General features: G+C 67.7%; 26 protein-coding genes. 13 read left to right on the forward strand and 13 right to left on the reverse strand.

All coding sequences use genetic code 11. From position 1 onward, the window contains the following. Positions 1–30 precede the first annotated feature (30 nt). Positions 31–1,455 (forward strand): serine hydrolase, encoded by a 1,425-nt coding sequence (locus JOD27_RS01790; protein ID WP_204760343.1) that lies wholly within the window; start codon positions 31–33, stop codon positions 1,453–1,455. Between the two features lie 42 nt (positions 1,456–1,497). Here the strand turns inward: JOD27_RS01790 and nthA are convergent, their stop codons facing one another. The 5 genes from nthA to JOD27_RS01815 all read right to left on the reverse strand — a co-directional run bounded on the left by nthA (position 1,498) and on the right by JOD27_RS01815 (position 4,221). Next, positions 1,498–2,088, reverse strand: a complete 591-nt coding sequence (gene nthA / locus JOD27_RS01795) for a nitrile hydratase subunit alpha (RefSeq protein WP_204760344.1) — start codon at positions 2,086–2,088, stop codon at positions 1,498–1,500. Then, positions 2,081–2,347, reverse strand: coding sequence for an SH3-like domain-containing protein (locus JOD27_RS47100; RefSeq protein ID WP_204760345.1), 267 nt, complete (start codon positions 2,345–2,347; stop codon positions 2,081–2,083). Before JOD27_RS47100 ends, nthA begins: the two co-directional genes overlap by 8 nt. Beyond that, the gene (locus tag JOD27_RS47105; RefSeq protein ID WP_204760346.1) at positions 2,340–2,591 is read right to left on the reverse strand and encodes an SH3-like domain-containing protein; all 252 of its coding nucleotides are present in this window, start codon (positions 2,589–2,591) and stop codon (positions 2,340–2,342) included. Before JOD27_RS47105 ends, JOD27_RS47100 begins: the two co-directional genes overlap by 8 nt. 1 nt (position 2,592) lies before the next feature. Beyond that, complete coding sequence (locus JOD27_RS01810) at positions 2,593–3,513, reverse strand: epimerase (protein WP_204760347.1); 921 nt, start codon at positions 3,511–3,513, stop codon at positions 2,593–2,595. Positions 3,514–3,819: 306 nt separating this feature from the next. Continuing rightward, positions 3,820–4,221, reverse strand: coding sequence for a helix-turn-helix domain-containing protein (locus JOD27_RS01815; protein ID WP_204760348.1), 402 nt, complete (start codon positions 4,219–4,221; stop codon positions 3,820–3,822). A gap of 48 nt (positions 4,222–4,269) precedes the next feature. Between JOD27_RS01815 and JOD27_RS01820 the strand changes: the two genes are divergently transcribed. Further along, entirely contained in the window at positions 4,270–5,445 is a 1,176-nt protein-coding gene (locus JOD27_RS01820) for an MFS transporter (protein WP_204760349.1), read from the forward strand. Positions 5,446–5,583: 138 nt separating this feature from the next. Continuing rightward, positions 5,584–6,069 (forward strand): hypothetical protein, encoded by a 486-nt coding sequence (locus tag JOD27_RS01825; protein WP_204760350.1) that lies wholly within the window; start codon positions 5,584–5,586, stop codon positions 6,067–6,069. Here the strand turns inward: JOD27_RS01825 and JOD27_RS01830 are convergent. From JOD27_RS01830 to JOD27_RS01840, 3 genes are all read right to left on the reverse strand, one after another. Continuing rightward, positions 6,066–6,446, reverse strand: a complete 381-nt coding sequence (locus JOD27_RS01830) for a class I SAM-dependent methyltransferase (protein WP_204760351.1) — start codon at positions 6,444–6,446, stop codon at positions 6,066–6,068. The genes JOD27_RS01825 and JOD27_RS01830 overlap by 4 nt on opposite strands. 61 nt (positions 6,447–6,507) lie before the next feature. Beyond that, entirely contained in the window at positions 6,508–6,918 is a 411-nt protein-coding gene (locus tag JOD27_RS01835) for a VOC family protein (RefSeq protein ID WP_204760352.1), read from the reverse strand. Between the two features lie 85 nt (positions 6,919–7,003). Next, a complete protein-coding gene (locus JOD27_RS01840) occupies positions 7,004–8,149 on the reverse strand; it encodes an acyl-CoA dehydrogenase family protein (RefSeq protein ID WP_204760353.1) in 1,146 nt (381 codons plus the stop codon). Positions 8,150–8,438: 289 nt separating this feature from the next. On the opposite strand from JOD27_RS01840, the gene JOD27_RS01845 reads away from it, so the two are divergent. The 3 genes from JOD27_RS01845 to JOD27_RS01855 all read left to right on the forward strand — a co-directional run bounded on the left by JOD27_RS01845 (position 8,439) and on the right by JOD27_RS01855 (position 10,049). Further along, complete coding sequence (locus JOD27_RS01845; protein WP_204760354.1) at positions 8,439–9,101, forward strand: winged helix-turn-helix transcriptional regulator; 663 nt, start codon at positions 8,439–8,441, stop codon at positions 9,099–9,101. A 125-nt stretch (positions 9,102–9,226) separates the two neighbouring features. Next, positions 9,227–9,655 carry a hypothetical protein gene (locus JOD27_RS01850; protein WP_204760355.1) on the forward strand — a complete coding sequence of 143 codons (429 nt, stop codon included), beginning with the start codon at positions 9,227–9,229 and terminating at the stop codon, positions 9,653–9,655. A 142-nt stretch (positions 9,656–9,797) separates the two neighbouring features. Further along, positions 9,798–10,049 (forward strand): hypothetical protein, encoded by a 252-nt coding sequence (locus tag JOD27_RS01855; protein ID WP_204760356.1) that lies wholly within the window; start codon positions 9,798–9,800, stop codon positions 10,047–10,049. On the opposite strand, the gene JOD27_RS01860 is transcribed toward JOD27_RS01855, so the two are convergent. Then, positions 10,007–10,384 carry a PH domain-containing protein gene (locus tag JOD27_RS01860; protein ID WP_204760357.1) on the reverse strand — a complete coding sequence of 126 codons (378 nt, stop codon included), beginning with the start codon at positions 10,382–10,384 and terminating at the stop codon, positions 10,007–10,009. The two genes, JOD27_RS01855 and JOD27_RS01860, sit on opposite strands and share 43 nt — an antisense overlap. A 122-nt stretch (positions 10,385–10,506) precedes the next feature. On the opposite strand from JOD27_RS01860, the gene JOD27_RS01865 reads away from it, so the two are divergent. Continuing rightward, entirely contained in the window at positions 10,507–10,992 is a 486-nt protein-coding gene (locus JOD27_RS01865) for an SgcJ/EcaC family oxidoreductase (protein ID WP_204760358.1), read from the forward strand. Here the strand turns inward: JOD27_RS01865 and JOD27_RS01870 are convergent. From JOD27_RS01870 to JOD27_RS01880, 3 genes are read right to left on the reverse strand one after another with little or no spacing between them, the layout of a single operon-like run. Further along, entirely contained in the window at positions 10,973–12,220 is a 1,248-nt protein-coding gene (locus tag JOD27_RS01870) for a sensor histidine kinase (protein ID WP_204760359.1), read from the reverse strand. The genes JOD27_RS01865 and JOD27_RS01870 overlap by 20 nt on opposite strands. Next, the gene (locus JOD27_RS01875; protein WP_204760360.1) at positions 12,217–12,876 is read right to left on the reverse strand and encodes a response regulator transcription factor; all 660 of its coding nucleotides are present in this window, start codon (positions 12,874–12,876) and stop codon (positions 12,217–12,219) included. The genes JOD27_RS01870 and JOD27_RS01875 overlap by 4 nt, the downstream gene beginning before the upstream one ends. Before the next feature lie 9 nt (positions 12,877–12,885). Next, complete coding sequence (locus tag JOD27_RS01880) at positions 12,886–13,437, reverse strand: DUF6886 family protein (protein ID WP_204760361.1); 552 nt, start codon at positions 13,435–13,437, stop codon at positions 12,886–12,888. 18 nt (positions 13,438–13,455) lie between these two features. On the opposite strand from JOD27_RS01880, the gene JOD27_RS01885 reads away from it, so the two are divergent. Next, a complete protein-coding gene (locus JOD27_RS01885) occupies positions 13,456–14,475 on the forward strand; it encodes a hypothetical protein (protein ID WP_204760362.1) in 1,020 nt (339 codons plus the stop codon). On the opposite strand, the gene JOD27_RS01890 is transcribed toward JOD27_RS01885, so the two are convergent. Further along, complete coding sequence (locus JOD27_RS01890) at positions 14,468–14,917, reverse strand: MarR family winged helix-turn-helix transcriptional regulator (protein ID WP_204760363.1); 450 nt, start codon at positions 14,915–14,917, stop codon at positions 14,468–14,470. The genes JOD27_RS01885 and JOD27_RS01890 overlap by 8 nt on opposite strands. A 58-nt stretch (positions 14,918–14,975) precedes the next feature. Between JOD27_RS01890 and JOD27_RS01895 the strand changes: the two genes are divergently transcribed. The 5 genes from JOD27_RS01895 to JOD27_RS01915 all read left to right on the forward strand — a co-directional run bounded on the left by JOD27_RS01895 (position 14,976) and on the right by JOD27_RS01915 (position 22,363). Further along, positions 14,976–16,097, forward strand: coding sequence for a cytochrome P450 (locus JOD27_RS01895; protein WP_204760364.1), 1,122 nt, complete (start codon positions 14,976–14,978; stop codon positions 16,095–16,097). Between the two features lie 391 nt (positions 16,098–16,488). Further along, the gene (locus tag JOD27_RS01900; RefSeq protein ID WP_204760365.1) at positions 16,489–17,466 is read left to right on the forward strand and encodes an ABC transporter permease; all 978 of its coding nucleotides are present in this window, start codon (positions 16,489–16,491) and stop codon (positions 17,464–17,466) included. A 13-nt stretch (positions 17,467–17,479) separates the two neighbouring features. After that, complete coding sequence (locus tag JOD27_RS01905) at positions 17,480–18,457, forward strand: ABC transporter permease (RefSeq protein WP_307829824.1); 978 nt, start codon at positions 17,480–17,482, stop codon at positions 18,455–18,457. Continuing rightward, positions 18,457–20,586, forward strand: coding sequence for an ABC transporter ATP-binding protein (locus JOD27_RS01910; protein ID WP_204760366.1), 2,130 nt, complete (start codon positions 18,457–18,459; stop codon positions 20,584–20,586). The genes JOD27_RS01905 and JOD27_RS01910 overlap by 1 nt, the downstream gene beginning before the upstream one ends. Positions 20,587–20,674: 88 nt before the next feature. Next, positions 20,675–22,363, forward strand: coding sequence for an ABC transporter family substrate-binding protein (locus JOD27_RS01915; RefSeq protein WP_307829825.1), 1,689 nt, complete (start codon positions 20,675–20,677; stop codon positions 22,361–22,363). Positions 22,364–22,424: the final 61 nt, after the last annotated feature.

A 22,424-nucleotide genomic window follows, 5' to 3' on the forward strand; every position in this document is an offset into this window, starting at 1 on the left:
CGTGTCAGATCCACTCGACTGGGGAAGTGAATGAAGCTCAAGCGGTTCACCGTGCTGTGCACCGCGCTCACGCTGACAGGTGCCACCGTGGCACCGGCGGTGGCTGCGGAAGACAGCCACCTCAAGCTGGCGGAGCGGCTGCGCGAGGCGATCGTCGCGCAGAACTTCAAGGACGTCATCGACCTGACCCCGCCGGAGTCCACTGTGGCTGCGGCGACGGCCAGGTCGGCAGGACCTCGGGAGAAGTACGACCAGACCCCCGCCGAGCTGATGAAGCGGGCTCAGTCGCGGATGGCGTTGTCGGCGGAGGCGGCGGGCAAGCCGTTGCACCAGACGCCGAACATGGACGCGGCGATCATCGAGCTCGACCCGATCGGCCGGCCGAAGTCAGTGGCGAACGTGCTGCTCAGCCCGCAGTACCCGAACGGCGTCGTCGTGCCGGTCAAGCGTTCCGGTCTGTCGACCGACCAGGTCCGGTACCGCTGGTGGGACGACACCGAATGGGACGTCAACGGTGGCAAGGGCACGCGTGACGTGCTGGCCGGCCGGGAGAACGCGCCGGTCGACTTCTCCTCGCCGTACCCGGCGTCGGTGCTGAAGCTGATGGTGGGCTTCGGTGTGCTGCGCCTGGCGGACCAGGGCAAGGTCAACCTCGACGCGGACTACACCTACGACCCGAACCCGGTGCGCGCGGCGTGCGGCGGACCGTCGGTGAAGAAGATCCGCCAGCACTTCGACGAGATGATCACCAAGTCGCAGAACGAGTCGACCTGCGCGCTGATCAAGATGATCCACGACCTCAACGCGTGGGACGCCGTGAACCAGTCGTTCGTCGACCTCGGCATGCCGACGCTGATGGTCACCGGCACCATTCCCGGCAACGGTGGCCGCTGGATCGGCTCGAACATGAGCGGCCTCGACACCGCGAAGCTCCTGCTGCTCGTCAACGGCGGCCCCGGTGTGCTGTGGACGACCGACAAGGGCAAGCAGATCACCAGGAACGAGCTGTCGACCTCCTCCCGGAAGTTCTTCCAGGAGACGCTGCTCGGCCAGGGCCACAACGAGATGCTGTCCACGCCGAACTGGTGCGGCCGCGACTACCCGGTGCAGGGCCTGCCGCAGCAGGTGCCGTCGCGCTGGATCCAGCCGGACGGCACCGTGAAGGTCGGTGACGCGATCTACGACCGTGACGTCCGCCCGTGCAACGAGGCCGCCGAGGTGACCTTCGCGCACAAGACCGGCTGGGTCGACACCACCGGTTCCGACGCGGGCATCGTGAAGTCGTTCCGCGGCAAGGACAAGCGCAACTACATCGTCGTCGTGTTCTGCAACCTCGGTACCGACTACGTCGACGCCAACCGCCCGGCCGACCCGCCCGGCGTGTACCCCGTGCTGTACACCCAGAAGTACGCGCAGCTCGGCAAGGCGATCGACAACATCATGAAGAACGTGTAGTTCGGCCCGGGCCGCCCCCACTCCGTTGGGGGCGGCCCCTTTTCACACCGCTGCCGTGCCGATCAGCCCGTTGCGCGTCACCTTGCTGGCAAGCTCCTCTTCGGACAGGCCCTCGGTGCCCTCCGGTCGCCGCGGCAACACCATGTACCGCGTCTCCGCGTTCGCGTCCCACACCTGGATCTCGGTGTCGTCCGGCAGCTCGAACCCGAACTGCTTCAGCACCTCACGCGGATGACTCACCACCTTCGACCGGTAGGCCGGACTCTTGTACCAGGTGGGCGACGGCCCGAGCAGCGCGATCGGATAGCAGCTGCACAACGTGCACACGATCACGTTGTGCACCTTCTCGGTGTTCTCCACCACGCGCAGCCGCTGCACCTGCAGCCCACCGCCCATCGACAACCCGATCGCCGGCAACGCCGAGTTCGCGTCGTCGAGCAACCTCGCCTTGAACTCCTCGTCCACCCACGCCCGCGCCACGATCCGAAACCCGTTGGCAGGCGTGGCCTTGTGCGCGAACGCCTCCAGCGCCCGGTCGAGCTCCGCCGAGTCCAGCAGCCCCTTCTCCTCCAGGACCGCTTCCAGCTCTCGCACCCGTGCTGCGATCGGCGAGTCGTCGTGATCGTCACTCATCGCTGAGGTAATCCTCCCAAAGGGACAGTGTCACCGTGTGATCCCCGTGCCCGAACAGTTCCCGCGCGGTGAACCGCACCACGTAAACCGGCTGCGGCCGCTCAACCCCTTGCGCCCTGAGGTCCGCCAGCGGCTGCACCCCATCGCTGTCGACGACGGTGCCCACCCGTCCACGCACGTAGTTCGGCAGCCGCGTGTGGTGATCAGGGTCCACAGTGGACGTTCTCACCCGATCGCCCACCCGGAACCGCTCAGACATGCCCCTTCTCCTCGAGAAGCGTCTGGATCGCCCGGAACCAGTTCTCGTAGTACGACGACTCGTGCGACATCGTCCGCTCCACCGCGTCCCGGAACTCGTCCAGGTTGTAGACTCCGCGCCCGATCAGCGCCCGGTTCATCGCGAACACGTGCGCCTCCCAGTCCGCGTGGAACGCCGGCTCGTCCAGCTCCTCGACCACCGGCCCGAACCCGTCCATCCCTCCGACGTCGTTGATCCTCGGCATCTCACCTCCTGCGCTCGACCAGATTCTGCGCCGCAGCCCCCCACTTCGGAAAGTGGAACTCGAACCCGGCCTCGTTGAGGCGCCCAGGAACGACCCTGCGACTCTTGAGCAGCAACTCGGTGTCACTCCTGATCGCGAACGCCCCGATCTCCGCCATCCACCGCGTCGCGGGCAACCCGACCGGCCTGCCCCAAGCCTCCCGCAGCTCCCGCATGAAATCCTTCTGCGGCAACGGCTCCGGCGCCGCCAGGTTCACCGCCCCCTCAATAGGTTCCCTGATCAGCAACGCGACCGCCCGCACGAAGTCGTCGTCATGAATCCACGACACGTACTGCCGCCCACCCGCAACGGCCCCACCCAGCCCGAGCCGAGCCAGCCACGACAGGTAGTCGAACACCCCACCCCGGTCCGGACTCATCACCATCGCGGCCCGCATCGCGACCTTGCGCGTGCGCGGAGTGTCCGCCCTCTCGAGCTCCGCTTCCCAGTTCTTCGCGATCTCGACGCTGAACGCCCAATATCCCGGCACGCCTTCTTCGTGGCCGCCGATGACCCCGGTCGCCTCGTCGTTGGGCGCATCGAACCGATGCGCATAAATCGTCGCCGTACTCATCTGCAGCCAGACCTTCGGCGGCTTGCCTGCTCGCGCGATCGCCTCCCCGACCACCCGCGCCGACTCGACCCGCGACCGCATCATCTCGTCGAGGTTCTCCCTGGTGTACCGACAGCTCACGCTCCGCCCGGCCAGGTTGATCACCACGTCCGCACCGTCGACCTCCTCGGCCCACGCCCCGATCGTCCGCCCGTCCCAGCGCACCCCGCTGCTCCTGCCGATGACCACCACCTCATGCCCAGCCGCCCCCAACGCCCTGCGCAGCACGCCACCGACCTGACCTGTACCGCCCGGAATCACGATCTTCATCTCGCCCCCTTCGGTGCCGACGCTAGCCCCGCAAAGCTGAGAGTCCGAGTGATGCCGACAGGCAGCCGCGCTTCGATCATGAAGATCGCGCACTCATGGCTGCCACCTGCACGGTTGGTAGCAGTTGGTGTGATCAGCAAACGTTTGCGTCGGCATTTCTCTACCGCCATCTCGGCAGCGACGTGTGTGAGAGCGCGACCATGCGGGCTTTCGGTGACGAGCACCGACTCAACGGAGCACAACCAAGCCGCGACGCTCTACTACAAGTGCATCCCCACACAACTGCCAGTCCCCAACAACAGCCCCTCAAGCCGGATGCCGAGCAATCAACACCATCGCGTCAAGCATCCGCCACCAATCCTGTTCCCCGGCCTCCACCACCGCCCCAACCGCAGCCAACGCAGCCACGACATCCGCCGGATCGGCCCCAATCTCGGCCACCACCCGCCGAAACCGCTCAGTGCGCCGCACCCGTACCAGCGAAGCAGGCACCGGCACAGGCTTCTCCTCCCCATCTCCGAACGAGATCCGCAGCTCGGTCCCCAGCGCACTCGCCAACCGAGCAAGGGCACCGGTAGTCGGATTCCCCCGCCCGTTCTCGAGGTTCGCGATGTACGGCACAGAAAGCCCGGCATCAGCGGCGACCGAGGCGACGGTGCGACCGCTGGCCTGACGAAGAGCGCGAAGCGCAGGTCCGAGTGAGTCCACGACCGCTATCTTGACAGAACACAGCCGAGCTGTCTCTATCTTGTCAGTATGAGTGTTCGGGGGGACTTCCGATTACTGTGGAGCGGACGGACGATCAGCCTGCTCGGTTCGTGGATGCTGGTCGTGGCGGTACCGGCTCACGTGTTCGAGCTGACCGGCTCGGTGTTCGCGACCGGGATGACGCTCGCGGCCGAATACCTGCCGGCGTTGGTGCTCGGTCCGGTGGCCGGGATGCTCGTCGACAGGTGGGACCGAAGGCGGGTGATGATCACGGCCGACCTCTTCCGCGCGGGGGCGGTCGCGGCGATGCTCATCGGCACACCGACCGCGATCTACGCGGCGGTCGTCGCGGAAAGCGTTGGGGCAGTGGCGTTCAGGCCCGCGGCTCAGGCGCACGTCCCGGCTGTGGTGGGCACGGGAACAGCCCTGACCAGAGCCAACTCGTGGAACGCCGTCACCGACGGGGTCGTGCGCTTGGCCGGACCGCTGCTCGGCGGAGTTCTGTTCGCGTGGGCCGGTTTCGAAGTCCTCATAGGACTGGACGTGGCGAGCTACCTGATCTCCGCCGCGGCGATCGCCTGCACGAGAAAAACCTCCGCCCCGAAAGCCGACCGGCAGAAACTCGCGCCAAAAACCTTGGGGCAGCTGGAAAGAGTGCTGCTGCCGCTCACCGGGGTGTTCCTGGCAGCCAACGCCGCACTGAGCGCGTTGCTGGTGCCGTTCGGCATGAGGAACCTCGGCGGCAGCACCCAGGTCGGTGTGGTGTTGTCGGCGCTCGGCGTCGGGTTCCTGGGTGGAGCGGTGCTCGTGCGGTGGTCGGATCGGCTTCAGCTGAGGACTGTGCTGGCGGGCGCGCAGTTGGCGACGGCGGGTGGGTTCGCGGTGCTGTTCAGTGCGCGCGAGCTCGGGATTGCCGCGGCCGCCGCGGTGGTGATCGGGGCGTTCGGGTCGGTCACGGTGGTGGCGCCGCAGACCGCGGTGCAGAGGAGCACGGACAACGATCAGCTCGGTCGGGTCAGTGCGGTTTTTCTGACGGTGGAGGCGGTGGCGACGCTCGTCGGGGCGATCGTCGGGCCTTGGGTGGCGGAGAGTGTTTCGATGCACTTCGCGGCCATGGGCGCGGCTGTGGTCGCGGCGGTGGGGGCTTTGGTCGGCGCTGTGACCGTTCCTCGGGCCTCGCTCCCGGCAAGACGCTCAAACGAACAGGCGGACTTCCATGCGTGAGCCCCATGAGGTGCGACGCCGCGGTCACGGTCCTCAACGGCACCATCAGCGAGATCGACTGGGACGCCTGCGTCGACGAGGTGCTCAGGGCGACACTGGATCGGGGTAACGCGGTGCCGATCACGTCGATGTACCGATGTGCGCATCACCCTCCTCGCCGCCGCCGCCGTGTTCCTGCTCGCCGCCTGCACCTCCACCCCGGAGGCCGCCCCGCAGCAGACCCCCACCACCCCGACCACCGCCGACCAGACCCCTGGCAACGGCCCGAACTGCGCCAACGCCAACTCGTCCGTCGTCGGCAAGGCGCTCGGCCTGCGGTTGCAGGGGCAGCAGGAGTCCGTCGAGAAGACGGTCACGACCTGCACGTACGTCGGCTCGGGCATGCCGGTCGAGGTGCGGTTCACGACGAACGCCACCGCCGCGTCGTTCGCCAAGAGCAAGCCGGAGAAGGCCAAGGCCATCACCGGCTTCCAGGACGAGGCCTACGAGGTCACTGCGGGCGGAGCGGAGACCGCCCAGCACACAGTCGCCGCACGCAAGGGCAAGACCCAGATCGAAGTGATGTCACCGGCGGGCGTGGAGCCCGCGAAGAAGCTGATCACCGATCTGTTCGGCCGGATCTAAACGGGTACGTCGAAGAACGAGCGCACCCGCGCACCCGGCGCGAGCCACGGCCGCAGCAAGTCGTGCGCCCGCTCCGGCTCGCGGTGGAACGACCCGACCCGCACGGCGAAGACCAGGTCGAACCGGCGGTCGCCGAGGTTCATGTCCTCCAGCGACGCGATGAGGAACTCCGCCCTGCCCGACGCCACGTGGACGGCGTTGCGGCGGGTGGCGGCCTCGACCATCTTCGTGGACCGGTCGATCGCCGTGAGCGTGCCGGTGGACAGCAGCTGGCACACCATGGTGGCGGCCACGCCCTGTCCGCAGCCGATCTCCAGCACCCGGTCGCAGGGCTGGATCGCGAGTTGGTCGACCACACCGCGCAGACGCTCGCTCATGGTCCACATGATGCGTCAGCGCGGCGGGCGGGGCCACCACCACGGCCCCGCCGTCGCCAGGTCAGGCCTGTGGCGTGCTGAGGTTGACCATCCAGGCGATGCCGAACTTGTCGGTGAGGTCGCCGTACTCGTCGCCCCACATCTGCTTCTCCAGCGGCGTGCCGATCTTGCCGCCGTCGGCGAGCTGCTCGAAGTACGTGCGCAGCACGGGGTCGTCGCCCGACAGGGAGATCGTCATGGTGTCGCCGGGGTTGTACGACATCCCCGGCGGCGTGTCGGAGGCCATCAGCGTGTAGCCGGCGTCGGTCTCCAACTGGGCGTGCATGATCTGGTCGGCCTGCGGCGAGTCCTGCATGCCGAAGTCGGCGAAGGTGTTGATCGTGAGGTTGCCGCCGAGAACCGACTGGTAGAACTCCATCGCCTGACGCGCGGAGCCGTCGAAGCGCAGGTACGGGTTGAGGCGAGTGGCCACCGGAATCGCTCCTTCGGGAAGAGACGGACCCGCATACTCGCAAACCCTTGGGAGGCCTACAACTTGAACCTGTCCAAGGGGAGTTCTACTCCGTTACTCCGGGATCACCCTGTGCGACCTTGCCCGCGTACACGAGTGTGGCTTCCGGGGTGAGCGGGTGAAATGTTCCGGCGCGGACGTCGCGGTAGGCGCGTTCCAGCGGCGAGCGCTTGAAGAAGGACCGTCCACCCAGGACCTCCATCGCGAGGTTGACGACCTCGACGGCCTCGACGACGGCTTGGCGCTTGGCGAGCATCACCGTGATGAGTGACTGGGCATCGGCCGTGTAGTCGTCGCCCAGCTCCTCGATCGAGCCCATCAACGACCACCACGCGGTGCGCAGCTTGTAGTCCATCAACCCGATCTGCCGCACGGCGCTCTTCGACGTCGACCTCACGGCCACGTCCCGCGCACCCGCCGCGATGCCGAAGTACGTCGCCCCGCACACCGGCGCGAAGTGAACCGTCGCGGCGAAGAGAGGCGCGCCGAACTCCCCGTACGGGCGGCGGGCCGCGATCTTCTCGGCCGGGATGAACACGTCCTCCATCACGACGTCGTGGCTCGCCGTGCCGCGCATGCCGAGCGTGTCCCACGTTTCCTCGATGCGCACGCCGTCGGCGTTGAGGGGCGCGCTGAAGTGCAGCACCTCCTCACCCAGGACCGCTGACGTGGCGACGACGTTCGCCCGCGGCGACTGGCTGCAGAACGCCTTGCGCCCGCACACCAGGAACCCGCCGTCCACCGGCGTCGCCGTCGTCGTGGGCCACAGCCAGTCCGAACCGCCGCTCGTCGCGATGACCAGGCCTTCCTCGGCCACGCGCCGCAGCACGCCTTCCGCGTCCGGGGCTCCCTTGCGGCGGCGATATCCCTGCATCAGCGTCAGGTACAGGTGCATCGTGACGGCGAGGGCGGTCGCGCCGTCGTGCCGGGCGAGCTCGGCCTGCGCGTAGCAGACCTGGCGCATCGTGGCGCCGAGACCGCCCAGCTCCTCGGGTACGGCCAACGCCAGGTAGCCCTCCTCGCGCATCACCTCGTACGCCTCGGTCACGAACGTGGCGTCACGGTCGTGTTCTTGCGCGTGGGCTGACGCGACCTCGCCGATGCGGGCGGCCATTGCCACGAACCTCGTGTCGTCGTGTCTGGTGGCGGTCGGGAACGTGCCGGTCACCCGTGGTGTCTCAAGTGTTGTCATGCGACGAAGGTAAGAACGCGCAAGGCTCGCAGGTAGTTCTGAAAGTGAACCGGACGGCGGTAACGAAACACCCGTCGCGGCGGAGACTTCCGGTGTGAGGACGTGTGCACTGTGCGGTCGAGCGCCTGGAGACGTTCTCGGTGAGCGGAGGTCGGACCGGTGAGGATGTATGCACTGTGCCGTCGAGCGCCCGGAGACGTTCTCGGTGAGCGGAGGTCGGACCGGTGAGGATGTATGCACTGTGCCGTCGAGCGCCCGGAGACGCTGTCGGTGAGCGGAGGTCGGACCCGTGAGGACGTATGCGCAGTACTGCCCGATCGTCCGCGCTGTAGAGGTGCTGGGCGACCGGTGGACGTTGCTGATCGTGCGGGACATGCTCATCGGTGCCTCGCGCTTCAACGAGATCTCCCGCGGCCTGCCGGGCCTCTCCCGCGCCCTGCTGTCCGGGCGGCTCAGGCAGCTCGCGACCGCCGGCCTGGTCGAGCGCACCGGCGACGGCTACGCGCTCACCCCGGCCGGGGAAGCGTTGCGTCCATTGGTGTTCGGCCTCGCCGACTGGGGAGCGCGGTACGCGTTCGGCGACCCGCGCGCCGAGGAGCTCGACCCGGAGCTGCTGATGTGGTGGATGCACGGCCGCATCGACACCGGCACGCTGAGCCGCCGCGCGAACATCGAGATCCGCATCAACGACCGGCGCCGCACGTTCTGGCTCGTCGTCGAACCCGGTGAGGCCTCGGTCTGCTACACCGACCCCGGCCTGGAGGTCGACGCGGTGCTGGCGTCCGACATCGCGACGCTCTACCGCGTGTGGGAGGGCGAGTTCGGCCTGCTCGAAGCCGTGCGCGCGGGCACCGTCGAGCTGACCGGCCCGCGCTGGGTGGTGCGCGGCCTGCCGGACTGGCTGAAGCTCAGCCCGGTCGCCGAGATCGTCAGGGCAGCTCGCGTCCAGTGACCCTCTGACCAGCGCAAACGACCCGAGGCGAAGCTTTTGAAGATTTTCTGGGCTCGTTGTCGATCCGGGGTGGTGGCCGTTCGACGCATCAGTGGAAGGACACGAGAGCCCAGGAGGAAAGCATCATGGCCACCGTTACCGCCACCCAGACCCGCAAGTTCGCCATCGGCCGTTACGCCACGATCGTCACGCGCGTGCTGACCGGTCTGCTGTTCGCCACGACCGGCCTGAACGGGTTCCTGATGTTCATGCCCGCGCCGGATCCGAGCACGATGGCGCCCGAGGGTGTGGCGTTCAGCGGTGCGTTGTTCGCGACCGGGTACATGCTGCAGCTCGCGTCGGGTGTGCAGCTGGTGTCCGGTGTGCTGCTGTTCGTCGGCCGGTACGTCCCGCTGGCACTCGCGATGCTGGCTCCGATGGTCGTGAACATCTTCCTGTTCCACGTCTTCCTGGAGCCGAGCGGCATCGTCATGGCCGTCCTCGTGGTCGCCGCCGAGATCGGGCTGGCGTGGACGTACCGCGACAGGTTCCGCCCGATGCTGCAGGCTCGCTAGACCCCACAAGCGAAATCCCCCGCGGGCACCGTGCCCGCGGGGGATTTTTCGTTGCGCAGCCGGTTTTTCTGCTCGGCATGTCGAAACGGCGGTCGGTGGTTCGACGTAGTTGTGAAGGGAAAATCCTTGGAAGGGAACGGAAATGTCCACCACCCGCTGCGCCACCGTCATCACGCGAGTGCTGGTCCGCAGCCGGTTCGCGCCCGCGGCCCTGACCGCCCTGAACATCCTGCTCGACACCAGCCACCTGGTCACCGCGCTGCTCGTGGCACTGGCCGAGATCGCGGTCGCGCTCGGCTCGCAGCCCAGGACGGCCACCAGCATCAGCCAGACGAGGACCTCGGACCAGTCCTACCGCGCGACGAACGCCGCCAGCAGCGCCTGCACCTCGTAGACGTCGACGCCCTTGCCGAACTGCTTGGAGATCGGCACGTCACTGCTCGACACCCAGATCTTGAGCTCGGCGTCCAGGTCGAAGTGGCCGGCGGTCTCCACCGAGAACTGCGTGATGGCCCGGTACGGCACCGAGTGGTATTCGACCTTCTTGCCCGTCATGCCCTGTTTGTCGACCAGGATCAGCCGCCGGTCGGTGAACAGGAACGAATCGCGCACCAGCTGATATGCCGCGTGGAGCTGTTCCCCCTGCGCCAGCAGCCGTCCGAACTCACTCGCGGCCGCCCTCGGGTCGAGCTTCGACGCGTTCCCCATCATTCCGCTGAGAAGTCCCATACGTCCACGTTTACCAGGCTTTCCGAAAGCTTGTACCCGCCTTGCACTTCTCCTGCCCGGACGCTTCCGCGCGTTACCCGAAAGTGGTTGTCAACAGCCACACGATCGGGAAGGGCACAACGATGCGTAAGCAGATCGCCGGAGTCGCGGCGCTGGCCGGAGTCGCTCTGCTGGTGACCGGGTGCACCGGCAACGCCGCCGAGGCGCCGAAGCAGGACGCGATGCCGACGACCGAGCAGATCAAGGCGCTGTTCGCGGACTGGAACGCTGCCCTCGCCACGGGTGACGCCCAGAAGGTGGCCGACCGTTACGCTCCGAACGCGGTCCTGTTGCCGACGGTGTCGAACAAGGTGCGGTCCAACCGCGCCGAGATCGTCGACTACTTCGAGCACTTCCTGCAGAACAAGCCGAGCGGCACGATCCTCGACTCGCACGTCGCCGTGCTCGACGCCGACGACGCGATCGACGCCGGCACCTACCGGTTCGCGCTGACCAGGGACGGCAAGCCGACCACTGTGGACGCCCGCTACACGTTCGTCTACGAGAAGATCGACGGCAGGTGGCTCATCGTGAACCACCACTCGTCGGCTATGCCGGAGAAAGCGTGATCCGCACGCACAACCCGCCACCGGCCGCGGCGTCCAGCGAGACCGTGCCGCCGTCGTCGGTGACGAGCTGCTTCACGATCGCGAGGCCGAGCCCCGAGCCGCCCTTGCCGGTCAGGCCCTGACCACGCCAGAACCGGTCGAAGGCCCGCGCCCGCTCGGCCTCCGGCAGGCCCGGCCCGGAGTCGATGATCTCCAGCAGCCCCGGCCGGGTGGTGCGGACGAGGATCGTGGCGCCGTCCGGGGACACCTCGAGCGCGTTGGACAGCACGTTGTCCAGCACCTGCTCCAGGTGCCCCGGCGTCGCGAGCACCCGGATGTGGGCCCCCTCGGACACCAACGAAATCGACCGTTCGTCGGCGGCCGCACGCCACGCGGTGAACCGTTCGGCGACGACGTCGAGCACCTGCACCGGTTCGGGGTGGGCGACGTTGGCCTCGGCCCGTGCCAGTGCCAGCAAACCGTTGACCAGTCGGGACATCCGCACAACCTCGGCGGTCGCCATCTCGACGTCCTCGCGGACGTGCGGGTCGTCGACGCCGTCGGCCACGTTGTCCAGCGACAGCCGCAGCGCCGTCAGCGGCGTGCGCAGCTGGTGCGACGCGTCACCGATGAACGCACGCTGCGACCCGACCAGCGTGTCGATCGTCTCGGTCGCGGTGTTCAGCGTCCGCGCCAGCGTGCGGGTCTCCGGCGGACCGGTCTCCTCCGCCCGCGCGGTCAGGTCGCCGTCGCGCAACCGCGCCGCCATCCCGGTCAGCTCCCGCAACGGCCGGGTGACCCGCCGGGCGAGCCACAGCCCGAGGAACGCGGCCACGATCAGCACGCCCACGGCCAGCGCCGCGCGGAATCCCCAGATCTGCCAGAGCCGGTCGACGATGGGACCGTCCGGATAGGACAGCCGGATCGCGCCGACCACCGTGCCGTCGGGTTTCTTGGCCTGCACGACGAGCTTCAGGCCCTCGGAGTCCCAGTGCTTGCCCTCGGGCACGTCAGGACCGAGGACGTCGATGCGGCCGGGCGTCTGCCGTTCGTACGCGTCCACGAGAGCGTTCAACGACCGGATGTCACCGGAAGCGAGCAGCAGGGCGGCGGTCGTGGCCTCCCGGCCCGCGATGTTCTCCGCGTCGCCGTAGAGCTGCTCGTTCAACGTGAACGCCACCGGCACCGTGAACGCCGCGATCGCCACCGTGACCAGCAGCACGTAGCTCCAGACGAGTTGGCGGATCACGTGAGCACCAGCCGGAAGCCCACCCCGCGCACGGTTTCCAGCGACGCCGCGTCACCGAGCTTGCGCCGCAGCACGCCCACGTGCACGTCCAGCGTCTTGGTGGGGCCGAACCAGTTCTCGTCCCACACCGCCTCCATGATCTGCTCGCGGGTGAACACCGCCCCGGGCTCCTCGGCGAGGAACACCAGCAGGTCGAACTCCTTCGGCGTGAGGTCGACCTCGGAGCCGTCGAGGTGCACCCGCCGCCCGCGCCGGTCGATCCGCAACCGCCCGTGCTGCTCGTCCGGCTCAGGTTCGGACCTGGCGGGCTGAACGCGCCGCAGCACCGCGCGCATGCGTGCCACGACCTCCCGCACGCCGAACGGTTTGGTGACGTAGTCGTCGGCGCCGATCTCCAGCCCGACCACCCGGTCGACCTCGTCGGACCGCGCGCTGATCACGATGATCGGCACGTCACCGCGGGCCCGCAGCTCCCGGCACACGTCGAGGCCGTCCATGTCGGGCAGGCCGAGGTCGACCAGCACCAGCGCGAAGTCGCCCGCGTCGAGCGCCTCGGCCCCGGTCCGCACCCACCGCACCTCGAACCCGTACCGCGACAGCCCGCGTGTGAGCGATTCCGCGATCGGCTCGTCGTCCTCCACCAGCAGCACCCGCATGGGCGCAGATCATCGCACCCGCCGGGGTAGAGCGTTCCTCAGCCTGATCCCGCTCCACTCGAGCGAGCTGACCGTGACCGCGTCCCAGAACGGCCACAGGTTCGGCAGCACGCGCAGCGCGATCCCGGCTTCCTCGTGCAGCGCGAAGAGGTCGCCGACCCGTTCCGCCGGTCCCAGCGGCACCACCGGTTCGGTCGCGACCATCGCGACGCCGCGCCCGTCTCCGTCCTCTCCGAACGGCCGGAACGGTCCCGCGTCGAACCGGTACGCGTACAGCTCCACCGTCCGCATGCGCTCCAGCCACCCGTACTCGACGGCGTGCACCCGCGTCCCGCAACCGGGACCGATGATCCGGTCGCGGTCGGCCTCGGACGAACCGCGGATCGTCCACGCCATCACCCGCGGGCACTGCCGGGGGAACCAGTAGTCGGGGGAGCGGCCGTGATCCACCGCCCAGACGTACTCGCCCGGCTGCTGCGCGGTGGCTGCGAGGTGCGGCACGAACGTCTTGATCGTCGGATCCTCCGAAAAGTGCAGTACCTGACCAAGTTCGGGACGCATGTGGTCATACTGGCCCGCATGCGGAGGCTGACGCTCGCGGTTTTGCTGGTCCTCACCGGCTGCTCCTCAGGCACCGGAGACACGGTCGGTTTCGCCGCCGTCGATCTCACGGCCACACCGGAAGTGCTGGCCACGCACAACGACATGCTCGTGGTCGGCACCCGCCCGGCCGACCACCCGGAACTGCTGACCCGTGCGAAGGACGGCACGCTGAGCAACGCCAGGCTGACCCCGGCGACGCCGTACGGCAAGGAAGCCCACTGGTACGGGATCACCTCCGACGGCACCACCATCACCGGTGTCGGCGGCGAACGCGGCGGCGCGCACGGCAACGTCCGATGGAGCGCCTGGACCGGCGACACCCGCCAGATCACCGAGAAACCGCAGGCGTTCAGCACGTTCGGCGGCTACGGCGCGGGCGAGCTGATCGGCCCGGTCCGCACGAAGCAGGGTCCGTTGATCATCGGAACCTGGCAGAGCGACAAGGCGGGCCTCGACATCGCGGTGTGGACCTACGCCGCGGAAACATGGAGCCGCCAGCCGTCCCTCGGCACCGTCCTGGAGAGCTCGCAGGAACTCCTGCGCTTCCCCCTCGCCGTCACCCCGAACGGCGACGGCGCGCTCGTCGTCGGCTGGCAGATCGCCAAGGGAACGGTGAGCGCGGCCGTCTGGCAGTTCGACGGCAAGACCTGGACCACCGCGACGCTGCCGGACGGCGACGCCGCGCTGGCCGCCCGCTGCTGGGACGGCACGTGCCACGTCGTCGGCCGCAGCAAGGGCAAGCTCGCCTGGTGGTCGGGTCCGGAGTGGAAGAAGCTGACCACGCCGGACATCCCCGTCGGCGACGACCAGAACCTCGCGGCGCCCGTGCCCGTCGACGGCACCCCGACGCTGTTCGTCGACCACGACGGGGTCAAGCTGGTGTCCGAAAAGGACGAACGGCCCGCTCGAGGTCCGGCCGGCGCGGTCAAGGCGGCCGAGGTGGCAGGTGGTCAGGTGTTCGTGATCGCGGGCGACCGGCTCTGGCGCCTCACCTAGCGAGCAGCGCCCGCAGCGTCTCCAGCCCGTCCAGCACCGCCTTGCGCTCCGCGGGGGCCGAAGCTTCCAGCGCCTTGGTGAGCCGTCCGTACGGGCCGTCCGCCAGGTCCTGCCTGTACTGCCGCACCGGCGCGGTCACCTGCACCCGCGTGTAACGGCGGTCGTTCGCGTCCTGCTCCCGCGACACCAGCCCGCGCGCCTCCAGCCGGTCGACGATCCCCGACGTCGTGGAGTGCGACAGGCTCAAGCGCCGCGCCAGCTCCGTCACCGTGGCCGGGCCGACCGTCAGCAACGAATGCACCGCGCTGATCTGCGGCGTCGTCAGTCCGCTGCGCGCGCGGTCACCGGTCGGCTCCATTGACGTCGTCAGCAGCTCCTGCCGCAATGCGCGCAAATGCGCCATCACGGCCTCCGCGTCCTGGAAAGCGGTGTTGTCGACCATGACAGAAGTGTACGTTGGATACGACGCGTCGCATACGACGGATCAAGGGGAGTCCACGATGGCGATCAAGCGCGTACCCACACCGGCAGGAGACGAGGCCTGGCTGGTCACCGGCTACGACCAGGTCAAGGCGTTGCTGGCGGACCGCAGGCTCGGCCGCGGCCACGCCGATCCCGACAACGCGCCGAGGTTCGTCGACTCGGTGGTGCTCGGCAGGCCGCACCAGGCCACGGAAGAAGAGGAGAACGAGCGCCACGCCTGGATGCGCAGGATGCTCGCGCCGTCGTTCTCCGCCAGGAACATGGAGTCCCTGCGCCCACGCGTACGGCACCTCGTCGACGGTCTGCTCGACGACCTCGTCACGCTGCCCCAGCCGGCGAACTTCCACGAGGCCGTGTCGTTTCCGCTGCCGGTACTGGTGATCTGCGAGCTGCTCGGCGTCCCGTACGAGGATCGCGAGACGTTCCGGGGCTGGTCAGAGGCCATGAGCACACTGAACAACCCGCAGAAATCCCAGGAAGGCTTCATATGCCTGTGGACCTACATGGGCGAGTTGATCGAACGGAAGAAGAAGGAGCCGGGCGACGACGTCATCACCCGCCTCATCGAAGGCACACCACCCGGTCAGGACGAGTCGATCGCCCAGCTCAGCGCCGGTCTGCTGTTCGCGGGCCACGAGACGACGGTCGCCGCCATCGATCGCGGCGTCATGCTGCTGAGCCTCAACCCCGGCCAGTGGGACGCACTGCGCGAAAACCCCGGGAACATCCCGAACGCCGTCGAGGAGATCCTCCGTCACCGCTCACCGGTGACGACGAGATCAGGTGACTCCGGCATGCCGAGGTACGCGATGTCCGACATCGAGATCGAGGGTGTCCACATCCCGGCAGGTGACCTCGTCCTGCTCGACATCGGTCAGGCCAACCACGACGAGGTCCGCTTCCCGGACCCGGCCGCCTTCACGCCACGCGAGTCCAACCCGCACCTCACGTTCGGCCACGGACCGCGGTTCTGCATCGGCGCCCCGCTCGCCAGGGTCGAGCTGACGGAGGTCTTCACCGCCCTCGTGACCCGCTTCGCGACGTTCGGCCTAGCGGTCGACGTGGCGCAGCTCACCCCCAGGGCGCAACAGCTGGTGGGCGGGGTGGCCGAGCTGCCGGTGCGCTGGACGGCCCCATGACCTGGTCCGCATCGATAAAGTAACCCTGCACGTTCGAGGCGCTCCTCAGCGTGATGCCCGGTTTCGGATCGCATTGCGCTGCTTGTCCCACATCTTCCGGTGATTGCATTCACCCGGATGCGTCATGCGTCGACAGAACTTCACGGTGAATACAGCGATCCGGACGCACAATGGTCACGCTTGGACACACAATTGCCGAGAGTCAACTGTTGATGTGGCTGTTCGCCAGTCCATTCCGCCACGCATGGGTGACTATGTCCCGGTCAGTGGGCCCCTGCGTAATGGTGGGGGTGGGCGGCGGTCCGCCAGATCGGCGGTTAATCTCTTGCACCTCGTCCACTGCAATCCAGTGCGCCGACGTCGCAACCACCGGGGAGAGGACTGAACACGGGTGGCCGGATTTCTGTTGCGGCGGTTGGTCAACTACGTGGTGCTCGCCCTCGTGGCGACGTTCCTCGCGTTCACGTTGGCCTCCGTCACGTTTGACCCGATCGGGTTGTTGCAGCAACGCAACCCACCGCCCCCGGCCGCCTCGATCGAGGCGAAGAAACGAGACCTCCACCTCGACCAGCCGATCCCGCAGCGGTTCGTGACCTGGATGGGCGGAGTGGTGCAGGGCGACTTCGGCCGGACGGTCGCCGACCGCCCGATCACCGACGAGCTCGGCAGGCGCATCGGCGTCAGCCTGCGGCTGTTCCTGCTCGGCATCACGATCGGCATCCTGTTCGGCGTGCTGATCGGTGTCGTGAGCGCGATCAGGCAGTACAAGTTCAGCGACTACTTCGCGACCCTGTTCTCCTTCATATTGCTGTCGACGCCGGTCCTCGTGCTGGGCAACCTGCTCAAGATCGGCGCGCAGAGCGTCAACAACTCGATCGGCAGCAACGTGCTGATCTTCGTCGGCGAGGAGACTCCCGGCTTCCAGGGCAACTGGTTCGAGCACCTGGGCGACCGGATGCAGCACCTGATCCTGCCGACCCTCGCGATCGCGCTCGGCCAGATCGCCTACTACAGCCGCTACCAGCGCTCGTCGATGCTCGACGTGCTGGGCAGCGACTTCCTGCGCACCGCGCAGGCCAAGGGCCTGACCCGGCGCAAGGCATTGATGAAGCACGGCCTGCGGACCGCGCTGATCCCGATGGCGACGCTGTTCGCGTTCGGGTTCGGTCTGCTGGTGGTCGGCGGCACGTTCACCGAGCGGATCTTCACCTGGTACGGCATGGGTGACTGGCTGGTGACCGGCATCTCGGCGCAGGACACGAACATCACGGCCACGGTGACGCTGTTCGTCGCGGTGTGCGTGCTGTTCTCCGGCTGGCTCGCCGACGTGCTGTACGCCGCGCTCGACCCCCGAATCCGTGTGAACTAGGCAAGGTGACGACGTGACCGTGATCCTCAACGAGGGCGACTCCGCGGGAACCGCCGGCGCCGCCCAGGGCAGCCCCGTCGACGCCGCGCCCGAACCGGACAAGGCGATGACGCGTGGCCGGCTGGTGCTCATCCGCTTCATGCGCAACAAGCTCGCGCTGATCGGCCTGATCATCATCGTGGCGATGTACCTGCTGGCGTTCGTCGGCCCGCTGCTGTCGCAGTGGTCCTATGAGGACCGCGACTACAGCGCGTTCCTGCAGCCGCCCTACGCCGACCACATCTTCGGCACCGACAACATCGGTACCGACATGTTCGCGCAGACCATGCGCGGCCTGCAGAAGTCGCTGATCATCGGTTTGCTGGTGGCGCTGATCTCGACCACCGTGGCCGCGATCGTCGGCGCGACGGCCGGCTACTTCCTCGGTGTCGCCGACAAGGCGCTCATGTGGGTGGTCGACCTGCTGCTCGTGCTGCCGTCGTTCCTGATCATCGCCATCCTCAGCCCGTGGTTCCGCGGCAAGTCGTGGTGGCTGCTGGTGCTGATGCTGGCGGCGTTCCAGTGGATGATCACCGCGCGCATCGTGCGCGGCATGACGCTGACGCTGAAGGAACGCGAGTTCGTGAAGGCGGCCCGGTTCATGGGACAGCCCGCCCGCACGATCATCGCCAAGCACATCGTGCCGAACATGGCGTCGCTGCTGATCATCGACGCCACCATCAACGTCGCTTCGGCGGTGCTCGCCGAGACCGGCCTGAGCTACTTCGGGTTCGGCGTCCAGTCTCCCGACGTCTCGCTGGGCACCCTGATCGGCAACTTCGCCACGTCCGCGACGACCTTCCCGTGGCTGTTCCTGTTCCCGGCGGGCTTCCTCGTCGTGTTCGTGCTGGCGGTGAACTGGGTCGGCGACGGACTGCGTGACGCGCTCGACCCGACCTCCACGCGCGTGCGCCGCAAGGAGAAGAAGGACACCAAGGAGAAGGCCGCCTGATGACCAGTTCGGAAATCCTGTTCGACTCGCCGGCCGACCCGGTGGTCGAAGGGCCGGTTCTGCAGGTCGAAGACCTCCACGTGTCGTTCCCCAGCGAGGCAGGGCGCGTGCAGGCCGTGCGCGGCCTGAGCTACGAGGTCTCGCCCGGTGAGGTCCTCGGCATCGTCGGCGAGTCCGGCTCCGGCAAGTCCGTGTCGTCGCTCGCCGTCATGGGCCTGCTGCCCGAGTCCGCCCGCATCAGCGGTTCCATCAAGTTCCAGGGCCGTGAGCTCATCGGCCGCACCGACGCGGAGCTGTCGAAGATCCGCGGCCGGCGCATCTCGATGGTGTTCCAGGACCCGCTGTCCGCGCTCACGCCCGTCTACACCGTCGGCGACCAGATCGCAGAGGCGATCCTGGTGCACCGCGGCGGCGCCGTGTCCAAGCAGGCCGCGAACAAGCGCGCGGTCGAGCTGCTCGACCTCGTCGGCATCCCGAACGCCGCCGAACGCGCCAAGGCGTTCCCGCACGAGTTCTCCGGCGGTATGCGGCAGCGCGCGGTGATCGCGATGGCGATCGCCAACGACCCCGACCTGATCATCGCCGACGAGCCGACGACCGCGCTCGACGTGACGGTGCAGGCCCAGGTGCTGCAGCTGCTCGAGACCGCGCAGGAGGTCACCGGCGCGGGCATCGTGATCATCACCCACGACCTCGGCGTCGTCGCCGGGTTCGCGGACCGGCTGATGGTCATGTACGCGGGCCGCGCCGTCGAGACCGGCAAGGTCGACGAGATCTACCAGCAGCCGCGCATGCCGTACACGCTCGGCCTGCTCGGCTCGATCCCGCGCCTGGACGTCGGCGAGAAGCAGGCGCTCGTCCCGATCGTCGGCCAGCCGCCGTCGCTCACGGACCTTCCCCCAGGATGTCCGTTCGCGCCGCGCTGCCCGATGGTCGTCGACGCCTGCCACACCGCGGAACCGCCGCTGATCGACGTGGACGGCTCCGCCGAGCACAGGGCCGCGTGCATCAGGACCGGTGAGATCGCCGCGACCGAGACCGAGGGTGCCGAGGCGGCCGCCGAGATCTTCGGTGCCGAGGTCATCGAGGAAGCCGAGATCGCCAAGGTGCCGCGCGAGCAGCGCGAGACCGTGCTGGAGCTCGACGGCCTGGTCAAGGAGTACGCGGTCAACAAGGGCGTGGTGTTCAAGCGCCGCGTCGGCACCGTGCACGCCGTGGCCGGCATCTCGTTCGACATCCGCGAGGGCGAGACCCTCGGCCTGGTCGGCGAGTCGGGCTGCGGCAAGACCACGACGCTGATGGAGATCCTCGGTCTCGAGAAGCCCATGGGCGGCGAGATCTCCGTGCTCGGCACCAACGTGTCCTCTTTGGACTCCAAGCGCCGCTTCGAGATCCGGCGCGACATGTCGGTGGTGTTCCAGGACCCGATGGCGTCGCTGGACCCGCGCCTGACGATCAACGACGTCATCGCCGAGCCGATGCAGGTGCACGGTTACAGCAAGGCCGACATCAACCGGCGCGTGCCGGAGCTGATGAAGCTCGTGGGCCTGCGTCCCGAGCAGCTGTCGCGGTATCCGGGCGAGTTCTCCGGCGGCCAGCGGCAGCGCATCGGCATCGCGCGGGCGCTCGCGCTGGAGCCGAAGCTCGTCGTGCTCGACGAGCCGGTGTCCGCTTTGGACGTCTCGATCCAGGCTGGTGTCATCAACCTGCTGGAGGAGCTGAAGTCCAAGCTCGGGCTGGCCTACCTGTTCGTGGCCCACGACCTGTCGGTGGTGCGGCACATCGCGGACCGGGTGGCCGTCATGTACCTGGGGAAGATCATCGAGATCGGCGAGGTGAACCGCGTGTTCGACGCGCCGCGCCACCCGTACACGCAGGCGCTGCTGTCGGCGATCCCGATTCCCGACCCCGTCAAGGAACGCCAGCGGGAGAGGATCATCCTCACCGGCGACCTGCCGAGCCCGGCGAACCCGCCGTCCGGCTGCCGGTTCCGCACCCGCTGCTTCCTGCACGCGTCGCTGCCTCCGGAGAAGCAGCGCGTGTGCATCGAGGTGGAACCACCGCGCGAGGTGCAGGCAGAAGACCACGAGGCCGCCTGCCACTTCGCCCAGATCCGTCAGGTCCTCTGATGCATCCGTCGCCTCAGACGAGACCTGCGAGCACGAAGGAACAGTGTCCCCGGCAACTGGTGTCCGGGCACGAGGGAGGTTCACGACAGTGAGTCGACGTACCAAGGTGGGAGTGACCGCGCTGGTCGCGGTCGCCCTCACGCTTACCGCGTGTGGGGGGCCCAGCAAGACCGACTCCGGCCTGAAGGGCGCGGAGAACACGGTGGGTCAGGCGGACATCAACCCGCAGGACGCCTCCAAGGTCAAGGACGGCGGGGAGTTCCGCTGGCCGGTTGACCAGCTGCCGGACAACTGGAACTACAACCAGCTCGACGGCACCAACGCCGACGGTCGCCGCATGATCGACACGATGATGCCGAACCTGTACAAGCAGCTGGCCGACTCGACGATCGAGATCAACAAGGACTACCTGGAGGACGCGAAGCTCGCCTCCAAGGACCCGCAGGTCCTCGAGTTCAAGATCAACCCGAAGGCCAAGTGGTCGGACGGCACTGCCCTGTCGTGGCAGGACTTCGAGGCCATGTGGAAGTCGCTGAACGGCACCAACAAGGACTACTCGGTCGCCGGCACCACCGGCTACGAGGACATCGAGAAGGTCGAGAAGGGCGCGACCGACCAGGACGTCAAGGTCACGTTCAAGAAGAAGTTCGCCGAGTGGAAGGGCCTGTTCTCGCCCCTCTACCCGAAGTCCATGTCGTCCTCCGTCGAGGAGTTCAACAAGGGCTGGGCTGACAAGCCGAAGGTGACCGCCGGTCCGTTCAAGATCGGCACGATCGACCTCACCGGCAAGGTCGTCACCGTCGTGCGCGACGACGCGTGGTGGGGCGACAAGCCGAAGCTCGACAAGATCACGTTCCGTCAGGTCGACCGTCCCGCCGTCGCGGACGCGCTCGCCAACGGCCAGATCGACTTCTTCGACATCGGCTCCAGCATCGACAACTTCACCAAGGCCCGGTCGATGCAGGGTGTGACGATCCGCCAGGCGATCACGCCGGACTACTCGCACATCACGTTCAACGGCGCGGACTCCTCGATCCTCAAGGACGCCAAGCTCCGTGTCGCGCTGATGCGCGGTATCGACACCAAGACCATCACGCGGGCGCTGCTCGGCCAGATGCTCAAGGGCGACGCGCAGGTCACCGGTAACCACTTCTTCCTGCTGGGCACGAAGGAGTACAAGGACAACTCGTCCATCGCGTCGTTCGACAAGGAAGCCGCGAAGAAGCAGCTCGACGAGCTGGGCTGGAAGCTCGAGGGTGAGACCCGGAAGAAGGATGGCAAGGAACTCGTCATCCGGTACGTCATCCCGACGCCGAACCCCGTCTCCGACCAGATCGCGAAGCTCGTGCAGTCGCAGCTGAAGGAGGTCGGCGCCAAGATCGACATCCAGGCCGTGCCGTCGACCGACTTCTTCAAGCAGTACGTCAACGTCGGCAACTTCGACATGACCGGCTTCCGCTGGCTGTCCTCGGCCACGCCGATCTCGGACGGCAAGGGCATCTACTACCTCGACCCGACCAGCACCAACCAGAACTACGGCCACATCGGTTCCGAGGAGATCAACAAGCTGCTCGACCAGGCCAACGGTGAGCTCGACGACGCCAAGCGCGCCGAGATCACCAACGAGATCGACAAGAAGATCTGGGAGATCGGCCACCAGCTGCCGCTCTACCAGCTGCCCGGCGCGGTCGCGGTGAAGAGCAACGTGGCGAACTTCGGTGCCGTCGCGTTCGCGAACCGCCCGTACGACTACATCCACATGGGCTTCACCTCGTGACGTGTAGTTAGCTGACGAACGGCCCGGCGGGTCCTCCTGCCGGGCCGTTCGTCTCTTCTCT

It is taken from the genome of Lentzea nigeriaca (genome assembly GCF_016907955.1).
Classification (GTDB): Bacteria; Actinomycetota; Actinomycetes; order Mycobacteriales; family Pseudonocardiaceae; genus Lentzea; species Lentzea nigeriaca.

Bases quoted from the DNA above. Each gene is read 5' to 3' on its own strand.
- JOD27_RS01875 (WP_204760360.1), bottom strand. From the start codon at position 12,876: ATGCGGGTGCTGCTGGTGGAGGACGACGAGCCGATCGCGGAATCGCTC.
- JOD27_RS01885 (WP_204760362.1), top strand. From the start codon at position 13,456: ATGCGGAGGCTGACGCTCGCGGTTTTGCTGGTCCTCACCGGCTGCTCC.
- JOD27_RS01790 (WP_204760343.1), top strand. From the start codon at position 31: ATGAAGCTCAAGCGGTTCACCGTGCTGTGCACCGCGCTCACGCTGACA.
- JOD27_RS01860 (WP_204760357.1), bottom strand. From the start codon at position 10,384: ATGGGACTTCTCAGCGGAATGATGGGGAACGCGTCGAAGCTCGACCCG.
- JOD27_RS01895 (WP_204760364.1), top strand. From the start codon at position 14,976: ATGGCGATCAAGCGCGTACCCACACCGGCAGGAGACGAGGCCTGGCTG.
- nthA (WP_204760344.1), bottom strand. From the start codon at position 2,088: ATGAGTGACGATCACGACGACTCGCCGATCGCAGCACGGGTGCGAGAG.
- JOD27_RS01855 (WP_204760356.1), top strand. From the start codon at position 9,798: ATGTCCACCACCCGCTGCGCCACCGTCATCACGCGAGTGCTGGTCCGC.
- JOD27_RS01880 (WP_204760361.1), bottom strand. From the start codon at position 13,437: ATGCGTCCCGAACTTGGTCAGGTACTGCACTTTTCGGAGGATCCGACG.
- JOD27_RS01810 (WP_204760347.1), bottom strand. From the start codon at position 3,513: ATGAAGATCGTGATTCCGGGCGGTACAGGTCAGGTCGGTGGCGTGCTG.
- JOD27_RS01910 (WP_204760366.1), top strand. From the start codon at position 18,457: ATGACCAGTTCGGAAATCCTGTTCGACTCGCCGGCCGACCCGGTGGTC.
- JOD27_RS01830 (WP_204760351.1), bottom strand. From the start codon at position 6,446: ATGAGCGAGCGTCTGCGCGGTGTGGTCGACCAACTCGCGATCCAGCCC.
- JOD27_RS01850 (WP_204760355.1), top strand. From the start codon at position 9,227: ATGGCCACCGTTACCGCCACCCAGACCCGCAAGTTCGCCATCGGCCGT.
- JOD27_RS01820 (WP_204760349.1), top strand. From the start codon at position 4,270: ATGAGTGTTCGGGGGGACTTCCGATTACTGTGGAGCGGACGGACGATC.
- JOD27_RS01865 (WP_204760358.1), top strand. From the start codon at position 10,507: ATGCGTAAGCAGATCGCCGGAGTCGCGGCGCTGGCCGGAGTCGCTCTG.
- JOD27_RS47105 (WP_204760346.1), bottom strand. From the start codon at position 2,591: ATGCCGAGGATCAACGACGTCGGAGGGATGGACGGGTTCGGGCCGGTG.
- JOD27_RS01840 (WP_204760353.1), bottom strand. From the start codon at position 8,149: ATGACAACACTTGAGACACCACGGGTGACCGGCACGTTCCCGACCGCC.
- JOD27_RS01890 (WP_204760363.1), bottom strand. From the start codon at position 14,917: ATGGTCGACAACACCGCTTTCCAGGACGCGGAGGCCGTGATGGCGCAT.
- JOD27_RS47100 (WP_204760345.1), bottom strand. From the start codon at position 2,347: ATGTCTGAGCGGTTCCGGGTGGGCGATCGGGTGAGAACGTCCACTGTG.